This is a genomic window from Gordonia zhaorongruii (genome assembly GCF_007559005.1).
Classification (GTDB): Bacteria; Actinomycetota; Actinomycetes; order Mycobacteriales; family Mycobacteriaceae; genus Gordonia; species Gordonia zhaorongruii.
Genome location: NZ_CP041763.1, coordinates 2,525,303 through 2,546,801 on the forward strand (window position 1 = coordinate 2,525,303; position 21,499 = coordinate 2,546,801).

A 21,499-nucleotide genomic window follows, 5' to 3' on the forward strand; every position below is an offset into this window, starting at 1 on the left:
TCAGTCGGGAATCGCCGGACCGTTCACACGCAGGGCGTTCTCGATCGCAGGCCCGATCAGAGCCACGGAGGCGGCGTCTGCCATTCCCAGATGATGGGTCGGCACATCCACGTTGATGACGCTGCCCTCAACGTAACGGTGCCACGCCGCCCTGAACTCCTCCGGAGCCGACTTCTCGGCAGTAGCAGTGAAGAAGTGCACGTCGCCCTCGTAATTGCCGGGACGATAGCCCTCGAGCATCGTCTCGGCCGTGGCGAAGCTCGTCATGATGCGCTGCACCTGGCCCTCCTCGAGGAGCCCCATACCGGCGATCTGCTCCCGGACGATCTCCGCGACTTGCTCCGCGTTATCGGCCTGGACGTCGTCGCCCAAGTCGAAGAGGTCACGCCAACTGCCGAGGACATCTGTGACGGCGCCCGACGCGGCCGAGTCCGTCTGAGCGGACGGCTCTGCCGACTCCTCCACGACCAGCGACGCATCCATCACGCCGAGATAATCGACTTCCTGGCCGGCTGCGTTGAGCTGCCGCGCCATCTCGAACGCCAGCGTTCCGCCGATCGACCAGCCGAGCAGGTTGTACGGCCCCTCGGGGTACGCCGTCCGGATCTCGTCGACGTACCGCGCCGCGAGGTCGGCCACATCCGTGACAGGCGGCTCATCGGCAACCACGTGCGGATCTTGGAGGCCGTAGATCGGGCGGTCAGCGAGATACGGTGCAAATCCGCCGAAGAACCATGCGAGGCCCCCGGCCGGATGCACGCAGAAGAGCGGTGACCGTTCTCCATCGGCGCGCAGCGGGATCAGGACCGAGTTCAAACCGTTCGCATCGCCTGCAGTGATCCGGCCGGCAAGGCCGCGCACCGTCGCATCTTCGAACAACCATGCCAACTCGACCTCGGTGTTCAGTGCCTCCCGAAGCCTGGCGACTACGCGCGCCGCCGCGAGCGAGTTCCCGCCGAGATCGAAGAAGCCCGCAGTCGCCGACACCTCGGAGACGTTCAGTTCGAGCACCTCCGCGAACACCTGCGCCACGTCCTGCTCGGCCGCTGTTGCGGGTGCCGCGAATTCTGCCTGCTCGATCACCGGTTCGGGGAGCGCACGCTTGTCCAGCTTGCCCACCGGGGTCAACGGGAGAGCGTCGAGCACGGTGACCGAAGAGGGCACCATGTGAGTCGGGAGCCTCCTGCCGACGAACGACTTGAGGTCGTCGGTCTCGAATGCGGTTCCGTCGACGGGAACCACATACGCTGCCAGCGCCGTCGCAACCGAGCCGCCGATTCCGACGACAACGGCCGACTTCACTGCCGGATGCCTGGCCAACTCCGATTCGATCTCACCGAGCTCGATCCGCAGACCGCGCAGTTTCACCTGGTCGTCGGACCGGCCGGTGTACTCGAGTGTGAGCGATCCATCGGCAGTTCGCTGCCACCGCACCACGTCTCCTGTGCGATACATGCGTTCGCCCGGTCGGCCGTGCGGATTCGCCACGAATCGGTCCGACGTCAGGCCTGGCCGATCCAGATATCCTCGCGAAAGAGCTGGACCGGACACATACAGTTCGCCCGGCACGCCGATCGGAGTCGGATGCAACCGCCCATCGAGAACTGTCAGTCCGACTCCGCCGATCGGCCCGCCGAGACGCACCGGAACGTCTGAGGTCAGCGGCGAGCTGAGGGTGATTCCGATCGTCGTCTCGGTCGGACCGTAGAGGTTCCGAATGGTCGTCACCGGCGCCCACCGATCGACGATGCTCTGCGGCACCGCCTCGCCGCCGGCCGCCACCGACTGGAGGTTCGCCACCCGCTGCGGGTCGAGTGTCGCCAGTACCGAAGGTGTCAGGAAGGTATGCGTCACCTGGTGCTCCACGATCAGGTTCTCCAGGTCGGTACCCCCGACAGCTTCCGCAGTCCGGTACACGAGTGTCCCCGCGTTCGCTGTCGCGAGCAGATACTCGAGCACCGATGCGTCGAAGCTCGGGGACGCGAAACCCAGCACCACCGCCCCGTCTGCGGCTTCCAGCCCCTGGGACTCCTGCACCGCGAAGTTCGCCAGTCCCGAGTGCGTGACGGCGACGCCCTTGGGCCGTCCCGTAGATCCCGACGTGTAGATCACGTACGCCAGATTCTCGGGCCGGATCGGTGCGACGAGTTCGTGGTGTTCCACAGCCGCCGCCGACACCGCCCCCACTTCCGCTCGGACATCCGCATGGTCCAAGCGAACCCAAGCGAACCCGTCGGACGGGAGGTCTCCCGTCCTCGAGGTGGTCAGACCGAGAAAGGCTCCGGAATCCTCGATCATTCCCGTTACCCGGTCGGCCGGGTAATCCGGGTCGATGGGCACGTAGCAGCCACCTGTCTTCGCCACGGCCCAGATCGCCGTCAGAAGATCGACGGACCGGACGATGGCCAGGGCCACCGGACGTTCCGGTCCGATCCCACGTTCGATCAACCACCGAGCCAGACGGTTCGAGCGAGCGTCCAGGTCGGCGTACGACAGCGAACCCCCGAACCCGTCCACGACGGCTGTTCGCTCGGGCGCCTGTCGGGCTGCGGCCGAGAACTGGTCCCCCAGCAGGACCGGCGGCGTAGCGTCGCCGGTCGTCACTGGAACGAGCCCTTCGGTTCCGCCCAGATCGATGTCGCGCACGGCGATCGTCGGATCGTCGACCAATGCTCGCAGGGTCTCGACGAATCGGTCCGCGAGATCGCGCACCGTGGTTGCGTCGTACAGATCAGTGGCATACAGGATGCCGCCTCGCCAACCGCCGACCGGCGACGTGGCCACATGGACGTGCAGGTCGACCTTCGCCGGCGTGTTCTCCGTGTCGACGGGTTCCACCGTGAGCGGACCGGATGCAGGTGCGTCCTGGTTCGCCGCTTCGCCCCCGACGGTGAGCCACACCTGACTCAAGGGCGCGAATGCCTGCGACCGTTCCACATCGAGGGAGTCCACGATCTCTTCGAACGGGATGTCTGCGTTCGCGAACGCCTCGACGTCGGCAGCGTGCGTGCGTGCGAGAACATCGCGGAACTGCGCGGACGGATCGATGCCGGTACGCAGAGTCAACATGTTGACGAACATGCCCACCAGGGGATCGAGGAGCGGGTCGCCTCGGCCCGCGATGGGCGAACCGACTGCGACATCATCCTGTCCGCTCAGTCGTGAGAGCAGCACGGCGAGCGCGCTGTGCACGGTGATGAAGGAGGTGGTTCGCGCACTGGTTGCGAGGTCGTTGATACCCGCCACTACGTCGGCGGGGATCTCGAACTCGACCGACGATCCCCGGCCACTCGCGATCGCCGGCCGCGGCCGGTCCGTCGGGAGATCGATGACCGCGGGAAGTCCGTTCAGTCGCTCCTTCCAGTACGCGAGCTGACGACCGACCACCGAGTCCTCTTGGTCGGGATCGCCGAGCACGGTGCGCTGCCAGATCGCGAAATCCGCGATCTGGACCTCGAGAGGCGCGAAGGCAGGCTCGTGACCCTCCGTTCGAGCGAAGTAGGCGGTGATGAGGTCACCGACGAGCGGCGCTGTCGATTCGCCGTCTGCGGCGATGTGATGTGCGACGACGGCCAGAACGTACTCGCCTTCGGCGACCTCCCAGAGGCGGGCGCGCAACGGGTACGCGTGCTCCAGGTTGAACCCGGTGGCCACGGCGTCTTCGATTCCGGCCTGCCCGTCGACGATCGCCCAGTCGACTTGCTCCGCGGCATCCGCCGCAGGGGCGATCCGCTGATACGGCGATCCATCGCGCTGGGGGAACGTGGTGCGCAGCACCTCATGCCGCACCACCAGGTCCCCGATCGCAGCCCGTAGGGCCGGAACGTCCAGGGCGCCGGTCAGCTTCAGGACTGCCGGAATGTTGTACATCCCGGAAGCGGAGTTGAGCTGGTTGATGACCCACATCCGCTGCTGCGCGAACGACAGCGGGATCGTCTCGGGCCGCGGTTGCACCCTGGTCACCGGTGGCAGACCCGCTGCCCGCCCGGCCGTCGCGGCGACGAGTTCGCGGACACTCGGTGATTCGAACACGTCCCGAACCGAGACGTCGGCGCCGAGTGCGTCGCCCGCCCGAGCGGCGAGTCGCATCGCCGACAACGAGTTGCCGCCGAGATCGAAGAAGCTGTCCGTCACACCGATCCGGTCCACACCGAGCACGTCGGCGAACGCTCCGGCGACGGCCTCTTCCTCCGTCGTCTCCGGTGCGACGAATTCACCGGCCGAGAACTCCGGAGCAGGCAGGGACTTGCGGTCGATCTTGCCTGCGCTGTTGAGTGGGATCTCGTCGAGTGGCATCCACACCGTGGGGCGCATGTACTCCGGCAGCGGCGCTGCGATAGCCGCGCGAACCACGTCCAGGTCGAGGACTTCTCCCGGTGCACCTGCCACGTAGGCAACGAGGTGCTCGCCGCCGTCCGGCGCCTGCGCGACCGTCACCGACGTATGAACGACGCCGGGGGCCTGCGCTATCGCCGCCTCGATCTCACCGAGCTCGATGCGCTGACCGCGCAGCTTCACCTGGAAGTCGGTGCGGCCGAGGTACTCGAGTTCCCCGGCCTGGTTGCGACGCACCAGATCTCCGGTGCGGTACATCCGGGTGCCTGCCGGACCGAAGGGATCCGCGAGGAACCGGTCTGACGTCAGGTCGGGACGGTCGGCGTATCCACGCGCCAGCTGCACGCCTCCCACGTAGAGCTCCCCGGGTACCCCCGCGGCGACCGGATTCAACCGGCCGTCGAGAACGTACGCCGCCGAGTTCCACACCGGCACGCCGATCGGCACGGTGTCGCCGATCTCGTCGAGTCGCTGATAGGTGATCTCGACGGCAGCCTCGGTAGGCCCGTACAGGTTGTAGAGCACGGCGTTCGGCATAGCCGCACGAGTCTCTGCCGCCACGGCAGGCGGCAGCGCCTCGCCCGTGGTGGAGATGATCCGCACACGATCCAGCCGCGCCAACCTCTCCGGCCCGGCCAATTCGAGGAACACCGAGAGCATCGACGGAACGAAGTGCACCATCGTCGCACCGGAATCGGCGATCAGATCCGCCATGTACACCGGATCGAGGTGACCGTCGGGTTCGGCGATCAGCAACCGCGACCCCTGCATCAGCGGTGCGAACAGCTCGGCGACTGAGCAGTCGAACGTGTACGGAGTCTTGAGGACAACCAGGTCGTCGCCGTCGATCGGCAGCTCGTCCAGTCCCCAGCGGAGCCGGTTGACCACTGCCTCGTGCGGCAAGGTGACGCCCTTCGGCCGACCCGTCGAACCGGAGGTGAAGATCGTGTACGCCGCATGATCAGGACGCAGTGCTCCGATCCGCTCGCCGTCGGTCACCGGCCCGACCGACAGGTCCACGGGCGAGCCGGCGTCGACCGACAACACCCGAACCGATTCGCCCAGACCTGCGATCGGGTCCGGCGTCGGCTCGCCGGCGTGAACGAGCGCGATCTTCGCACCCGCGGTCGACATCATGTAGTCCACGCGGTCAGCAGGAGTAGCGGTATCGACGGGAACGTACTGACCGCCGGCAGCCACTACCGCATGAACCGCGACCATCAGCTCCACCGAGCGCGGAATACACACCACCACAGCGATGTCGGGCCCAACACCCGCACGGATCAGCTCACGGGCAAGAACATTCACCCTGGCGCCGAACTCACCGTATGTCACGGCCCGATCCTGGAATACCAGAGCATTCTCGTCGGCATGAGCGGCCACGCTGTCGGACAGAGCCGAAGCGAGCGTTTCCGCCCGCACATGACGATCCTCGCCCGTTTCCAACGCGCGCAGCGCCGAGATCTCCCCGGTATCGAGCAGCGGGACGTCGCCGACAGCCACATCGACATCGGCTGTCAGTCCGGCGAGCAGATCGACGAAACGCTCGGCGAGGGCGCGTGCGGTCGACTCATCGAACAAGTCGGTTGCGAAGATGACGGCTCCCTGCCAATCGCCATCCGGTGCCGAGTTCACCATGAACGTCAGGTCCACTTGGGCAGGAGACGTTTCGGTCTCCACGCCCGAGAACACGAGGTCGCCGACCGGAATCTCGACCGAGTGCGCTGCGGCACCGGGGTCCAGTGTCAGCATCACCTGGGCGAGCGGGGCGAACGCCTCACTGCGCACCGGGTTCACCGCATCGACGACCGTCTCGAACGGCACGTCGGCGTTCTCGAAGGCCGCCAGCGCATCGGACCGAGTGCGTGCGACGAGCTCGGCGAAGGTCTCGCCGAGCTCCACCCGACTCCTCAGCACCAGGGTGTTCACGAACATGCCGATGACCGCATCCAGTTCCTGACCGCCTCGGCCGGCAACTGGAGTCGCGATGGTGACATCGTCGGTCGCCGACATGCGGGCGAGCAGGGTGGCCAGGGCCGCGTTCAGCACCATGAACGGCGTTGCGCCGGTCAGCCCCGCGACTGCACCGATCCGGTCGGCGACGTCGGCGGGAACAGTGAATTCAGCAGCCCCGCCCTGCCCGGAGGCCACCTTGGGACGCGTGCGGTCGTACGGCAGTTCCAGCAGATCGGGAATGCCGCCGAGCGCCTCACGCCAGTAGTCGAGCTGGCGACCGGCCACCGAGGCCGGGTCGTCGGGTGATCCGAGAACCTGGTGCTGCCAGATCGCGTAATCGGCGAACTGGACGTCGAGCGGAACGAACTCCGGGGCCAGGCCACCACGGCGTGAGATGTAGGCGGCCACCAGGTCGCCGATCAACGGCCGCAGCGATTCACCATCGGCGGCGATGTGGTGGATGACGATCGCGAGCACGTGCTCGTCGGCGCTGACCGGCCAGATCCGCACACGGATCGGCCAGTCCTGGGACAGGTCGAATCCGGTGGTCACTGCGGCCTCGATGTCGGCCATGGAGGCGGCGAGTCCCCAGTCGAACTGCCCGGTCACCGAGTCCGGAGCCGCGATCACCTGGCTGGGTACGCCGTCCACGGACGGGAAGCTGGTGCGAAGCACTTCGTGACGAGCGACGACGTCGGTGAACGCCGTGCGGAGCGCTTCCAGATCGAGTGGCCCGGTCAGGCGCAGGACATTCGGCAGATTGTAGGTGCTGTTGTCCGGTTCGAAGCGGTTGATGAACCACATGCGCTGCTGCGCGAACGAGAGCGGGATGTGGTTCGGGCGAGGCACGACCGGCGTGACCGGAGGCAGCGCCGGGCTCCGGCCGGCTGAGGCCGCCACGATCTCGCGGACCGTCGTCGCATCGAACACATCGCGGATACGGATCTCCGCGCCGAGGGCTGCTGATGTCCGGGAGGCGAGTCGGGCCGCGTTGAGCGAGGTTCCGCCCAGATCGAAGAACGACTCGGTGACGCTCACTCGGTCGAGCCCGAGAATGTCCCCGAACACGGCCGCGACGAGTTCCTCGTCCCGGTTCGCGGGTCCCACGTATTCGAGTTCGGTGATCACGGGTTCGGGCAGGTTCTTCCGGTCCACCTTGCCCGCCGCGTTCACCGGCATGTCGTCGAGCAGCATCCAGATGGCGGGGCGCATGAACTGGAGCAGGTGCTCGGATGCGAACTCCCGCAGATCCGTCTCGGTGGTGTCGGATTGCGCGGTCACATACGCGACGAGGCTCTGGCCTCCGGCCGACATGTCCACGACTTCGGCGGCCACTTCGCGGACGCCGGGCGCCGCGGCGATCACGGCTTCGATCTCGCCGAGCTCGATGCGTTGCCCGCGCAGTTTCACCTGGAAGTCGATGCGGCCCAGGTACTCGATCTGTCCGTCGGCGGCCCAGCGCACCACGTCGCCGGTCCGGTACATGCGGTATCCGGGAGGACCGGTCGGGTCGGCGACGAAGCGTTCGGCGGTGAGGCCGGTGCGTCCGGTGTACCCACGCGCGATCTGACTTCCACCGAGGTACAGCTCTCCCGGTACGCCTACCGGGACCGGTCGCAGCCTGGCATCGAGGATCTGCGCGGTGGTGTGCAGGGTCGGACGGCCGATCGGCACGGTCTGAGCGTCCGGACCGATCTCAGCGATGGTCGAGTAGACGATGGTCTCGGTTGGGCCGTACTGGTTGTGCAGCTGCGACTGCGGCCACACGCGGTGCATGGCCTCGGCCAGCGCCGGCGCCAGCGCTTCACCACCCAACTGCACGGTGCGGATCGACCGCATGGTGGCGAGTTCGTCGTCCGAGAGCTCGGTGAGCATCAACGCCAGCATCGACGGAACGACCATGATCGACGTCACCCGGTGGCGCTCCACGTAAGCACGCATGGCCCACGGGTCGCGCTGTTCCCCTGACCCGACCAGCACGAGCTTTCCGGCGCTGATCGCAGGTCGGAACAAGTCCAGAACGGATGGGTCGAACGTGAAGTCGAGGACGGCGAGGACCACGTCGTCCGCAGTGAACGAATGATCGTGGTGATCGGCGTGCAGCATCGCCATCGCCGCACTGTGCGAGACGGTGACGCCCTTGGGCCGCCCGGTGGAACCGGAGGTGAAGATCGTGTACATCGCATCGTCCACGTGGAGAGGTGCGATGCGCTCGGTATCGGTGATCCCCGAGGTGTCGCCGACGATGGGTGCGGATGCATCCATCTCGAGGATTCGCATCGCCGGATCTGCCCAGTCGGCGGTGTCGGGCGCGTACGCCGACACCAGGACGACCTGCACACGGGCAGTGTCGGCGATGTAGCGCGCTCGTTCTGCCGGTGCGTCGACGGCGACGGGAACGTAATGCCCGCCTGCGGTGATGACCGCGTGCGCGGCCAGCACCATCTCCAGCGAACGCGGGACCGACACTGCTACCGCGACGTCCGGCCCCACGCCGAGCTCGATCAGCTGACGGGCCAGCACGTTCGTCCGATCGGCGAGCTCGCGATAGTCGATCGCGCGATCGCCGTCGACCACCGCGGTGCGATGCATTGAGCCCCACTCGAAATGCTCGAGCAGGCCTGCGAGTGTTCCGGTCCCGTCAGGGCGATCCCGGAATGTGTGGATGCCTGCCCACTCGGCGATCTGCTCCGACTCGGAATCACTCAGCAACTCGATGTCGCCGACGAGCGCATCCGAGTCGGTGACGGCGACAGAAAGAACGCGGGTGAGCCGCTCTGCGGTCGACTTCACGGTCGACTCGTCGAAGAGGTCGGTGGCGTACACCACCGACCCGGTCCAGGATTCCCCCGCCTGAGCGGTGCTGACGCCGAACAGCAGGTCGACCTTGGCGATGACCGGGCCGCTGTCGAACGGCTCGACCGTCAGTTGATCCTGCAGATCGACGGCGCCTTCACCGGTCGCTCCGTCCTCAACGGACAGCCATACCTGGGCCAGTGGCGCGAAGGCTTCACTGCGCACCGGATCGACGGCGTCGACGACTGTCTCGAAGGGCGCATCCGCGTGTGCGAACGCCGCGAGGTCGGTGTTCCGAATCGCCGCGAGGTGTTCCGCGAAAGAATCGGCGGTATCCACCTTCGTGCGCAGGACCACTGTGTTGACGAACATGCCCACCAGGGGGTCGAGCGCGCGCTGCCCGCGCCCGGCGAACGGTGCGCCGATCGCGAGGTCTTCGCTGTTCGACAACCTGCCGAGAACCACAGCCAGTGCCGCGTGCACCACCATGTACGGGGTCACTCCGTGACGAGCCGCCAATCGAGTGATGCCGTCGGCGACGTGTCCGGGGATGGTGAAGTCGGTCTGCGCACCGCGACCTGTCGCGGTCTGCGGCCGGACGCGGTCGGACGGAAGGTCCAGCACGTCGGGAAGCCCGGCGAGTTGTTCCCGCCAGTAGGCGAGCTGTGTCCCCACTACCGATTCCGGATCCTCCGGCGAGCCGAGCACGTCGTGCTGCCAGATGGCGAAGTCTGCGTAATCCACCTCGAGCGGAACGAAGACCGGCGCCTCGCCGGCGCTGCGGGCCGTGTACGCGGTGATCAGGTCACCGACGAGTGGCGCGAAGGACTGCCCGTCGGATGCGATGTGGTGCATCACGACGGCGAGGACGTAATCGTCCGGCGATGCCTCCCAGATCCGCACTCGAATGGGCCACTCTGTCGCGAGCGCGAAACCTTGAGTGACGGCCTCCTCGATCGCTTCCTGTGAACCCACATGACGCCAGTCGAGGTGATGTTCGATGTCCTCGACGGCGTTGATCATCTGGAACGGCTGACCGTCGAGGTCGGGGAAGGTGGTCCGCAACGGCTCGTGGCGGGCGACCACGTCGCCGACCGCCGAACGAAGTGCCACCACGTCCAACGCTCCGGTGATACGTAGAACAACCGGAATGTTGTACATGCCGGTCGTCGGATCGAACCGGTTGATGAACCACATCCGCTGCTGGGCGAATGACAGCGGAATCATCGTCGGACGGTGACCGGATCGCTGTACCTGTGGCAATGCAGCTGCACGTCCGGACACCGTCGCCACGAGCTCGCGGACGCTGGGAGCGTCGAAGACGTCCTTCACGGTGACGTGCACGCCGAGTTCGTCGGAGACGCGCGCCGCGATCCTGGTTGCGGCCAACGAGTTTCCGCCGAGGTTGAAGAACGACTCGGTCACGCTGGCACGGTCGAGACCCAGTAGATCGGCGAACAGCTTGGCGACGGCGTGTTCGTCCGACGTTTCCGGTGCGACGTACTCGACGGCCTCGAATACCGGAGCGGGCAGCGCCCGCCGATCGACTTTTCCTGCGGTACCGAGTGGCATCTCAGCGAGCTGCACCCACGTCGTGGGGCGCATGTACTCGGGTAGGCGCTGCGCGACGCTGTCTGCGAGGAGTTCGGTATCGACGCTGTCCGGTGCGACATAGCCGACGAGTTGGTCGCCTCCCGGTGAGGTCACGACCGTCGCTGCAGAATGCACCACCCCGGGCGCAGCGGCGATCGCCGCTTCGACTTCACCGAGTTCGATTCGCTGGCCGCGCAGCTTGACCTGGAAGTCAGTGCGGCCCAGGTACTCGATCTCACCCGCCTTGTTCCATCGGACCAGGTCGCCGGTCCGGTACAGACGCGATCCGGGTTCGTCGAACGGGTCGGCGATGAAGCGTTCCGCGGTGAGATCGCTCCGAGACGCGTACCCCCGTGCGAGATGCACCCCGCCGAGGTACAACTCACCTGGCACGCCTGCAGGGACCATCGTCAATGAGTGATCCAGGATGTAAGCCGTGACACGGCTGGTCGGTTTCCCGATCGGGATGGACGCCTCGTCCGGCCGGGCCCGGTGCACGGTGACGTCGATCGACGCCTCGGCAGGCCCGTACTGGTTCAGAAGTCGGACGGTCGGCAGCTTCTCGAACAGCGACCGTGCGCTCGCTGGAGTCAGCACGTCACCGCCGGTCACCACGAGACGGAGCGAGTTCAGCTCGGCGAGCCGATCCCCCAGAACCTCGCTGAACGCCGCCAACATCGGGGGGACGAAATGAAGCATGCTCACCGAGTGCTGACGGATGAGCTCCGCGATGTGCACCGGATCGCCGTGCCGGTCAGGTTCTGCGATGACCATCGTGGCACCGGCCGCGATCGGGAGGAGGATCTCACGAACCGCCACATCGAAGGTGATCGGTGACTTGTACAGAAAGACGTCATGACCGGTGATTCCGTACTGCCTGCGATCGGTCTCCAGGCGATTTGCGACACCTGCATGCGTCACGACCACAGCTTTGGGACGGCCGGTGGAGCCGGAGGTGAACAGGGTGAATGCAGTGTTCTCAGACCGGATCGGTGACGTGCGCTCGGTGTCGGTGACGGGAGGATGCTGCCCGGCCTCATGGACGCAATCCACGGATACGATCTGCGCAATACGCGAATACCTCGATTCCGCAGCATCTGGACTGCCCCCGACCAGGACGAGCCGCGTACCAGCGGTCTCCGCCATGTACCGGGAACGATCGACGGGAAGGTTGGGATCCAACGGCACGAAATATCCGCCCGCATTGACCACTGCGTGCACCGCAACCACGAGTTCGACGGATCGGTCCATCTCGATTCCGACGCCCACCTCGGGGCCGACTCCAAGCGCGATCAGCTCCCGCGTGAGGCGATTGACCAGCGCTCGGAATTCCTCACGGCCGACCGTTCGATCCTCGAAGACGATGACCGGCTTGTCCGAGGTCGTAGCCGAATCGCGGATGTCGCGCACTATTTGATGTCCCTCGCTTCTTGTCAGATCATTCATGGCGACTGCCCTGTTCTCCGCCGTTAAGGAACTGCGTGATGGTCGACGCTGACGCAGCCCCCGTCGTATCACCCCGCGACCACTCAAGCAGTTGAGCCAATTCCACGTCGTCCACCAACGACGGTTCGCCCACGGATGCCGATGGCCTCGAGACCAGATCGTCGATCAATCCGGCGAGCCTCTCCATGAGCCTCTGCACCGTGCCGCCGTCGAACAGTTCAGTCGCGTAGATAAGCCGTAGTGTCCAGTCCCCGTTTCGGTTGGACACGACGGTCAGCGAGAGATCGTACTGCGCCGGCAATACGAGCGGTTCGACCGGAACCACCTGCAATGGTCCAACCGGGAACTCCGTATCGGTCGAGGTTTCGTCAACCAAAGTGATGATCACCTGTGCCAGCGGAGAGAAGGCTTGCGACCGCACCGGTTGCACCCGCTCGACGATCGCTTCGAATGGCACGTCTGAATGAGCGAATGCCTCCAGGTCGACCGAACGCACCTCGCTCAGCAGGTCGGCGAACGATGTCCGTGGATTGACTTGTGTTCTCAGCACGAGTGTGTTGACGAACATGCCGACAAGTGACTCGATTGCGGCTTGCCCACGCCCGGCGATCGGGGTCGCTACCGTCACGTCGTCAGTCGCCGACAGCCGAGCCAGGAGCACGGCCAGCGCCGCGTGCACCACCATGAACGGAGTGACGCCCTGCTCGCGTGCCAGTGCGTCCACACGCGCTCCGACCACCGCGTCAACCGGAACGCTCACCGTCGCGCCGTCGTGTGATGCCACGGCGGGCCGCGGTCGGTCCATCGGTAGGTCGAGCACACCCGGCGCACCCGCGAGCCGATCGGCCCAGTAATCGAGCTGACGACCGACCACCGATGTCGGATCGTCCGGTGCACCGAGTTCACTGCGCTGCCACAGTGCATAGTCGGCGAACTGCACCTCGAGCGGTGCGAACGCCGGCGCACTGCCGGCCGACCGTGACAGGTAGGCGGTGACGATGTCGCCGATGAGCGGTCGCATCGACTCACCATCGCCGACGAGGTGGTGCAGTATCGCGACGAGGATGTACGCCTCATCGTCGGTACGCAGCAACCGAACACGGAACGGCGGAGCCGCCGCCACATCGAATCCCGTGCTGGAGGCGGCCACCAGGTCCGCTTCGTTCTCCACGATCTGCCAGTCGGGTTCGGCCACCGGCGAGCCGACCTCATGAACGTGTTGAGACGGCTTGCCGTCGAACGCCGGGAACGTGGTCCGGAGGATCTCGTGCCTGGCCACCACGTCGCGGACGGCTTGATAGAGAGCATCTACCTCGAGCGCACCGTCGAGTCGTACTGCGATCGGGATGTTGTACGTCGCAGACTCTGGTTCGAGTTGGTTGATGAACCACATGCGCTGCTGGGCGAACGACAGCGGAATCCGGTCCGGTCGTGGTCGAACCGCGGTGATCGGCGGGAGAATCGCGGTGTCCGATCCACTCTCCACCCGCCGCGCAAGGCTCCGGACCGAATCGGAATCGAACACGTCCCGCACAGTGACGGCCACGCCGAGCTGGTCCGACAAACGTGCCGCGAGGCGCGCCGCCGACAACGAATCTCCACCGAGATCGAAGAAGCTCGCCGTCACCGATACGTCGCTCTCGTCGATCGCGAGCACGGCTGCGATCACGTCGGCTACGGCACGCTCGGTTCCAGTGCCTGGAGCCACGAATTCGCCGGTCTCGATCACCGGTTCGGGCAGTGCTCGCTTATCGAGTTTGCCGACCGGCGTCAGCGGGAGTTCGTCGAGAACCGTGAACGACGACGGCACCATATGCGACGGCAGCCGTCGCGACACATACGCCGTCAGATCCGCGATATCGACCGGCTGGTCGCCGACCACGACGTATGCCGCGAGCGCCGTCGCAACCGAACCGCCGACGCCCACGACGACTGCCGATTCGACGGTCTCGTACTCGTCCAGCACGGCTTCGATCTCGCCGAGTTCGATGCGGAGACCACGCAGCTTCACCTGGTCGTCAGACCGACCCGTGTACTCGAGGGTGAGCCCACCGTCTGCATCCGGCGTCCACCGGACCACGTCACCGGTGCGGTACATCCGCGTACCTGCCGCACCGTGAGGGTTGGCCGTGAAGCGTTCCGACGTCAGCCCGGGACGGTCCAGGTACCCGCGCGAGAGCGCTCCGCCCGCGACGTACAGTTCGCCCGGCAAGCCGACTGGAACCGGACGGAGCCCGTCGTCGAGCACCATCAGGTCGACGCCGCCGATCGGCCCACCGAGTCGTACCGGAACTCCGGCCGACATCGGCGCGCTGATGGTGATGCCGATCGTCGTCTCAGTCGGGCCGTACAGGTTGTGCACACTCGTGACAGCCGACCACCGGTCGACCACCGTCTGCGGAACGGCTTCACCGCCCGCGGCGATCGACCGCAGGCTCGGCACCTCTGCCGGGTCGAGTGTCGAGAGCACCGATGGAGTGAGGAACGTGTGCGTCGCACCGGTCTCGGCGATGAACCGTTCGAGTGCCGGACCGCCGACGGCGTCTGCCGGCCGATACGCGAGCGTGCCCGAGTTCACGGTTGCGAGCAGGTACTCGAGAACGGAGGCGTCGAAACTGGGTGACGCGAACCCGAGCACCACTGACGCGTCGCAGGCGGCGAGTCGTTCGGACTCCTGCCGAGCGAAGTTCGCCAGACCCGAATGCGTCACGGCCACTCCCTTCGGACGGCCCGTGGAACCCGACGTGTAGATGATGTACGCGAGGTTCGACGCGGTGATCTTCCCGAGGCGCTCCCCTGCGCTGATCGCGGCGGCGGATTCGCCGGCGATCTGCGCTGCGGTGGGATCATCGTCGGTACGCACCCATTCGAATCCACGGGACGGAAGGTCGCCGGAAGCTGCGACGGCCAATCCGAGTGCGGCGCCCGAATCCTCGACCATCGACGTCACGCGGTCGGCCGGATAGTCGGGGTCGACGGGAACATAGGCGCCGCCGGCCTTGGCGACGGCCCAGATCGCGGTCAGCAGTTCAACCGACCTTCCGATGGCCAGTGCCACCGGACGCTCCGGTCCGACGCCACAGCCGATGAGCCAGCGCGCCAACCTGTTGGACCGCTCGTCGATTTCACGATAAGTCAGCGACGCACCGTTACCGTCGACGACGGCGACCCGGTCCGCGCCACGTTGTGCGGCTTCGGCGAACAGGTCGGGCAGCAGCACCGGCTCGGCAGCCGGCCCACCGCTGACGGGCAGCAGTGCCGCACCGTCGGTCGGCGACAGCAACGGGAGGCTTCCGCAAACTGTCTTCGGATCGTCAGCCATCGTCTGCAGAACTTGGACCAGCGCCTCAGCGAAGATCGCAACCTGCTCCATCGGGAATGCGGTCGGCAGGTATTTGATCTTCATCGCCAGTTCGTCGCCTCGGCGAGACGCCGACAGATTCAGCGGGTAGTGCGTCGCATCCGAAGTCTGCGCGTCGACCAACTGCAGCCCGCCGTTCGCCGACGCGTCGATCCCGGTGATCGACTCGGTGTCGACCGGGTACGACTCGTACACCGCCAGGGTGTCGAACAGCGCAGGCAGTCCGGTCTGAGCGATCAGCGACGGCAGCCCCATCTGCTGGTAGTCGAGGACCTTCACCTTGTCGTTCTGCATCGAGGTCAGTACGTCGATGACCGACGCGTTCGGGTCGACGTCGACCACCGCCGGGATCGTGTTGATGAACATGCCGATCATCGACTCGATGCCGTCGATGTCGGGCGATCGGCCCGACACCGTCTCGGCGAACGACACCGCTTGATTACCGGTCATCCGGGAAAGCAGTACCGCCCAAGCGAACTGGACGACGGTGGCCATGGTGACCGAGTTCTCACGACCGATCGCGTCGAGTCGGTTCGCGATCTCGCCGTTCACATCGAACTCGAAGTCTCGCGGCGGCGCATCGGCCGACGGTTCGTGCCCCGGCGCGACGAGCGTCGGCTCGGTGACCGGCGCCAACACCTCACGCCATGCACTCAATCCGGCCGCGGTGTCAGTCGCGGCGACGGCGCGTGCATGGTCGGCGAAGTCGCCCGTCGACGCACCTGCGACCGAGCCCGTGTACGTCGCTCCGGTGGCATACAGGGCGAGAAGGTCAGCGAGAACGAGCGGGCTCGACCATCCGTCCACCAACAGGTGGTGATTCGTGATGACCAGCTCGGCGCCATCGTGATGATGGACCAGAGCCGTACGAATGAGCGGAGGCTGCGCCATGTCGAAGGGCTTCGCTCGTTCGTTGTCGACCACTGCGCGGACCTGGCGTTCGCGGTCTTCAGCTGGACCCGAGCGCAGATCTACGACGCTCCACGGCACATCTACTTCAGTAGGAACCACCGTGACCGCGACACCGCTGCCGACCCGGACGAAGCCGGACCGCAGCACGCGATGCCGGTCGAGGAGCATGCCGAATGCGGTTCGCAACCGATCGGCGTCGACGTCGCCGGTCAGCGAGAGCACCGACTGCGTGACATAGACGTCGATGCCCGATCGCTCGTCTGCTCCGTCGCCCGCGAGGTCGGCCTGGAAATACAGGCCCTGCTGCAACGGAGTCATCGGCCAGACGTCGGCGCCCGGGTAACGCGCAGCGACCCGGTCGAGGTCGGCTTGCGCGAGATCGGTGCCCGGAACGTCCGACGGGCTGAGCCCCACGTCGGTGCCGCCGAGAACGAGGTCGGCTATCTCCTGCAACTCGTGCTGCCAGCGGCCGGCGATATCGGCGACTGCGGCCTCGTCGAGAACGTCAGTGGCGTACGAGAACTGGGCCTCGAGCCGCTTCGCATCGGCGCCTGCGGCACTCACGTTTATGCCGAACACGTTCGGCGAGAACATCGCACCCGACACTGTGCTCGGGAGGTGCGGTCCGCCCGAGACCGGAAGGAACTCATCCGACGCCGTGTTGTCGATCGGAGCAGTTCCGCTACCGAAATAGTTGTACGCGATGCTCGGGAGCGGTCGCTGTGCGAGTTCACCGTCCGTGCCGTATCGGAGAATTCCGAATCCGACACCGCCAGCCGGGCGCGCCACACGCGCGTCCTTCGCCGACTTGATCGCGTGGACGATGTCCGTGGAGGGGTCGACGGCGACTGGCGCGATGCTGGTGAACCAGCCGACCGTGCGGGACAGATCGATCAGGCCTTCATCACCTGCGATCCGCTCATCGCGACCGTGTCCCTCGATCTGAACTGTGACCGGCGCGTCGTCCTCGATCCCCTGGTCGTCTTGCCATGACCGCACTGCACGAGCCAATGCGCCGAGCAACACGTCGTCGACGTTTCCGCCGAACGCGTTGGGCACTGCGGAGAGAACCGCATCCGCGACATCGGCGCCGACAACATGCTGGTACAACGCCTGACTGTGCCAGCGGTGCCGCTGGCGATCAGCGGCGTCACCGAAGGACGTCCGCCTGATCGGCGACTGCCCCAGCCAGTAGTCGACTTCTCCTTCTCGAGCGTCGACTTGATCGGCGAGGAGGTGTGCGACGCGACGAGCGGAGGTGCCTTCCGATCGCAGCTCGATCGGACGTCCCGAGGTGTGCTGCGCCCACGCGGTGACGAGGTCTTCGACGATGATCGGCCACGACACCGCATCCACACCGAGGTGATGGATCGCGATAACCATGCGGCGCCACTGCGCGCCGGTGACTACTGCGACACCCATCAGGGCGCCCGTCACCGGGTCGAGAGCCGACAGCAGACCACGATGCGCGGTGAGCAGACCTGCGTCGACGTCGTCGGCCGCCGCGATCTCCCGAACTGCCGGAACCGAACCGGCACCCGCGGTGAGGGTCCAGTGGTCGCCGCCTCCGGTGAGCGTCGCGGTCAGCATCGGATGGACCGCGGCCACCGCGTCGACGACGGTCTGCACATCGGCGACAGTTGCCTCTCCAGGCAGATTGAAGACGACCGGCTGCGAGAAGTCAGCGAAATCCGATGGCTGCTCGGAGTGCTCGATCATCCACGAAGTCACCGGTGGCAGCGGCATCTCACCCGACCCGCCGCCGGGTAGTTCTGCGAGTAGCTCAGCGGGCCCGTCCGACGACGCTGCGGCAGCAGCCATGGCGCGAATCGTCTTCAATTCGAAGATGTCGCGAGGCGACAGATGCATGCCGGCGGCCTTCGCTGCAGACGACAGCTGGATCGACATGATCGAGTCGCCGCCGAGTGCGAAGAAGCTTTCGGTGACGCTGATCTGATCCTCGCCCAGGAAGCCCGCGATGATGCGAGCGAGAGTCTCCTCCCCCGGGTCCGCCGGCGCGACGTATTCGGCAGCTTCTTTAGCGTGCGGTTCCGGCAGAGCCTTGCGGTCGAGCTTGCCCGCCGGGGTCAGCGGGACCTGGTCGATCGCAATGGCCTGGCTCGGCACCATGTGTGCGGCGAGTCGTTCCGCTGCGTCGTCGAGGACGGCGTCAGTATCGATCGTCTCGCCAGGCTTGGCCACGAGGTAGGCGACGATCTCGGTGTGCTTGCGTCCGCCGCGGTCGGAGTCCACGCCGATCACGACAGACTGCGCAACTCCCGGCTGATCGTCGAGTACGGCCTCGATCTCGCCGAGTTCCACACGCTGGCCGTTGATCTTGACCTGGAAGTCCACACGACCGGCGAACTCGAGATTGCCGTTCTTGGTCCGCCGAACGAGGTCGCCGGTGGCGTACATGCGGGTCCCCGGATCGCCGTACGGATCGGCGATGAAGCTGGTCGCCGTCAGATCCGGCCGACCGAGGTAGCCGCGAGCCAAGCCGTCAGTCGCCAGATACAACTCGCCGACCACGCCCTGGGGAACCTGATGCAGGCGCGCGTCGAGGACATGCGCCGTGAAGCCGTCGTTCGGTTTGCCGATCGTGACGGGCTTGCGGGCCTGCATGCGCGAGCGCGTCGCCCACACGGTGGCCTCGGTGGGGCCGTAGCAGTTGAAGATGCGGCGGCCGCGCTCCGACCAGCGCTCGACGAGTTCCGGCGGGCAGGCTTCACCGCCGGTCGCGAGGTTGCGCACATACTGCGCACGCTCGGGATCGACGGTCGCCAGCACAGACGGGGTGATGATCATGTCGGTCACTTCGTCGCGCTCGAGCACTGTGGCGAGCGCATCGCCTGCGAATTCGGTGTGCGGCGCGATCACCAGAGTGTGGCCGGCGGGAATGGCCCAGGCCATCTCGAACATCGACGCGTCGAAGCTCGGTGATGCGACGTGCAGGATCCGGGTGTCGGGCTCGTCTTCCGGCGGGCCCGCGGTGATCTTCGCGAGCGATTCGACGAAGTCGACGATGCCGGTGTGCGAGACCCCGACGGCTTTCGGTCGGCCGGTGGAGCCGGACGTGTAGATCAGGTACGCGAGGTTGTCCAGGCGCACTGAGCCGTTGCGTTCGGCGGGGTCGATATCGTCGCCCGATTCGGCTTCGGCCTCGAGATCCGGGAGGTAGACCCAGTCGCACGCCGAGTGGCCGAGGCGGTCGCGAGTACCTTCGTCGGTGATGCCGATCGCTGCCCCCGAGTCGGCCACCATGAAGGCGATGCGGTCTTCGGGGTACGCCGGATCGACGGGCACGTATGCGGCGCCCGACTTGATGACGCCCCACACGGCGAGGACCGAATCGATCGAGCGCTCCAGGCCGACGGCCACGACGTCCTCCGGGGTCACTCCCCGGGCGAGCAGTGCCCGCGCGATGCCGTTGGTACGTTCCTCGAACTCCTCGTAGTCGAGTTCGGTCCCGTCGCAGATGAGGGCGGGATGCTCGAGGTCGAGGTCCCGTTCGGACAGCAGATCGATCAGGGTTCCTGCCTCGACCTCGCCACCGCGGCCGATTGCCGCCCCGCTGTCCCGCAGCGCTCGCGCCGGCGCGGCTCCGGGCGCCGACGGCGCTGCCGTGCCCACGATGTCGATGTCACCGACCGCCACATCCTGATCCTCGATCATCGCGGTCAGGACACGCTCGAAGACCGCAGCGAACCGCCTCGCCGACGACTCGTCGAACAGATCTGCGGCGTAGATGAAGTCGGCGGCCATCCGGGAGACGGCGGTCCGGGCACGGACCACCGCCGTCAGGTCGAACTTCGCCTCGACGTTCGCAGACTTCATCGGTTCCGCTTCGACACCTGCCAGCGCTATCGCATCCGGGTGGTCTGCGGCGTCCGTGTAGGTGAACGAGACCTGCGCCAACGGCTGGTACGACGACGACCTTTCGGGCGCCAACTCGTCGACGAGGTCGTCGAACTGCACTTGGTCGTTGGCGAACGCATCCAAGATCCCGGTACGGACCTCGGCGAACAAAGCATCCACCGTCTTGCTGGGGTCGACCTGGGTACGCAGTAGAAGCGTGTTGACGAACATGCCGATGAGGTCGTCGAGGGCTGCGCTGCTGCGGCCTGCGACCGGCGTTCCGACGACCACGTCGGAAGTGGCCGCGAGACGTGCCATCGTCGCGGCGAACGCCGCTTCGGTCACCATGAACGCCGACATGCCACGTTCGTGGGCAAGCGCATCGACTCCGTCGGCGATCGCATCGTCGAGTTCGACGGTGACGATGCCACCGGCCTCGCTCAGCGCGGCTGGGCGTGGTCGGTCCATCGGCAGATCAGTCACCGTGGGGAGGCCGGCGAGTGCCTTCCGCCAGTATGCGAGTTGCCTGCCCAACACACTTCCGCTGTCGGCGGCATCGCCGAGAACGGACTGCTGCCACACGGCGTAGTCGGCGTACTGCACCTCGAGCTCGGGCGGCGCGGACACCGTCTCGTCTGCGCGCGACGCGTAGGCCGCCAGCAGGTCCCGCGCGAGGACGGGGATGGATTCACCGTCCATCGCGATGTGGTGCACGGTGATCGCGATCGACAACCCGTCGTCGGCCCGTTGGATGCGGCCGCGAATCGGAATCTGTCGGGACACGTCGAAGCCCGCGGTCGTGGACGCAACCAACTCATCGAGGGTCGCTGCCTCAGTCCAGTCGAGCATGGCGCGTGCAGCCGTCGCCGGAAGCACTTCTTGTACAGGTACCCCGTCGACGGACGGATAGATCGTGCGCAGCACCTCGTGACGCTCGACGAGATCGCCGACGGCCTCAGCGAGTATCGCGACATCGACATCACCGGTCAGCTTCAACGCCACCGGAAGGTTGTAGGCGCCCGACGCGGTGTCGAACTGATTCATGAACCACATCCGACGCTGTGCGCGCGATACCGGAATCGGCTGCGGTCGAGGTTCGGTTCGAACAACCGGCGGCAACGCAGGCGCCGCATCCGCGGTCGCCGCGGCGAGCGCGCGCACAGTCGGTGCGTCGAACACATCTCTGATCGAGACGTCCACATCGAGTGCGGCGCCCACACGGGCGGACAAGCGGGCGGCCAA

Annotated in this window: 2 protein-coding genes (1 of these 2 only partly in view); both read right to left on the reverse strand. The window is 66.3% G+C overall.

Translation table 11 applies throughout. The annotated features are described in order from the left end of the window. On the reverse strand, window positions 1-12,126 hold the full coding sequence (locus FO044_RS11825) for a non-ribosomal peptide synthetase (protein ID WP_143965713.1): 12,126 nt from the start codon (window positions 12,124-12,126) through the stop codon (window positions 1-3). Further along, window positions 12,119-21,499, reverse strand: the 3' portion of a protein-coding gene (locus FO044_RS11830; protein WP_186290543.1) for a non-ribosomal peptide synthase/polyketide synthase. 14,631 nt of this gene lie beyond the right edge of the window; 9,381 of the gene's 24,012 nt are visible here — the last part of the coding sequence; its start codon lies off the right edge, out of view; it ends in the stop codon at window positions 12,119-12,121. Before FO044_RS11830 ends, FO044_RS11825 begins: the two co-directional genes overlap by 8 nt.

Bases quoted from the DNA above. Each gene is read 5' to 3' on its own strand.
- FO044_RS11825 (WP_143965713.1), bottom strand. From the start codon at position 12,126: ATGAATGATCTGACAAGAAGCGAGGGACATCAAATAGTGCGCGACATC.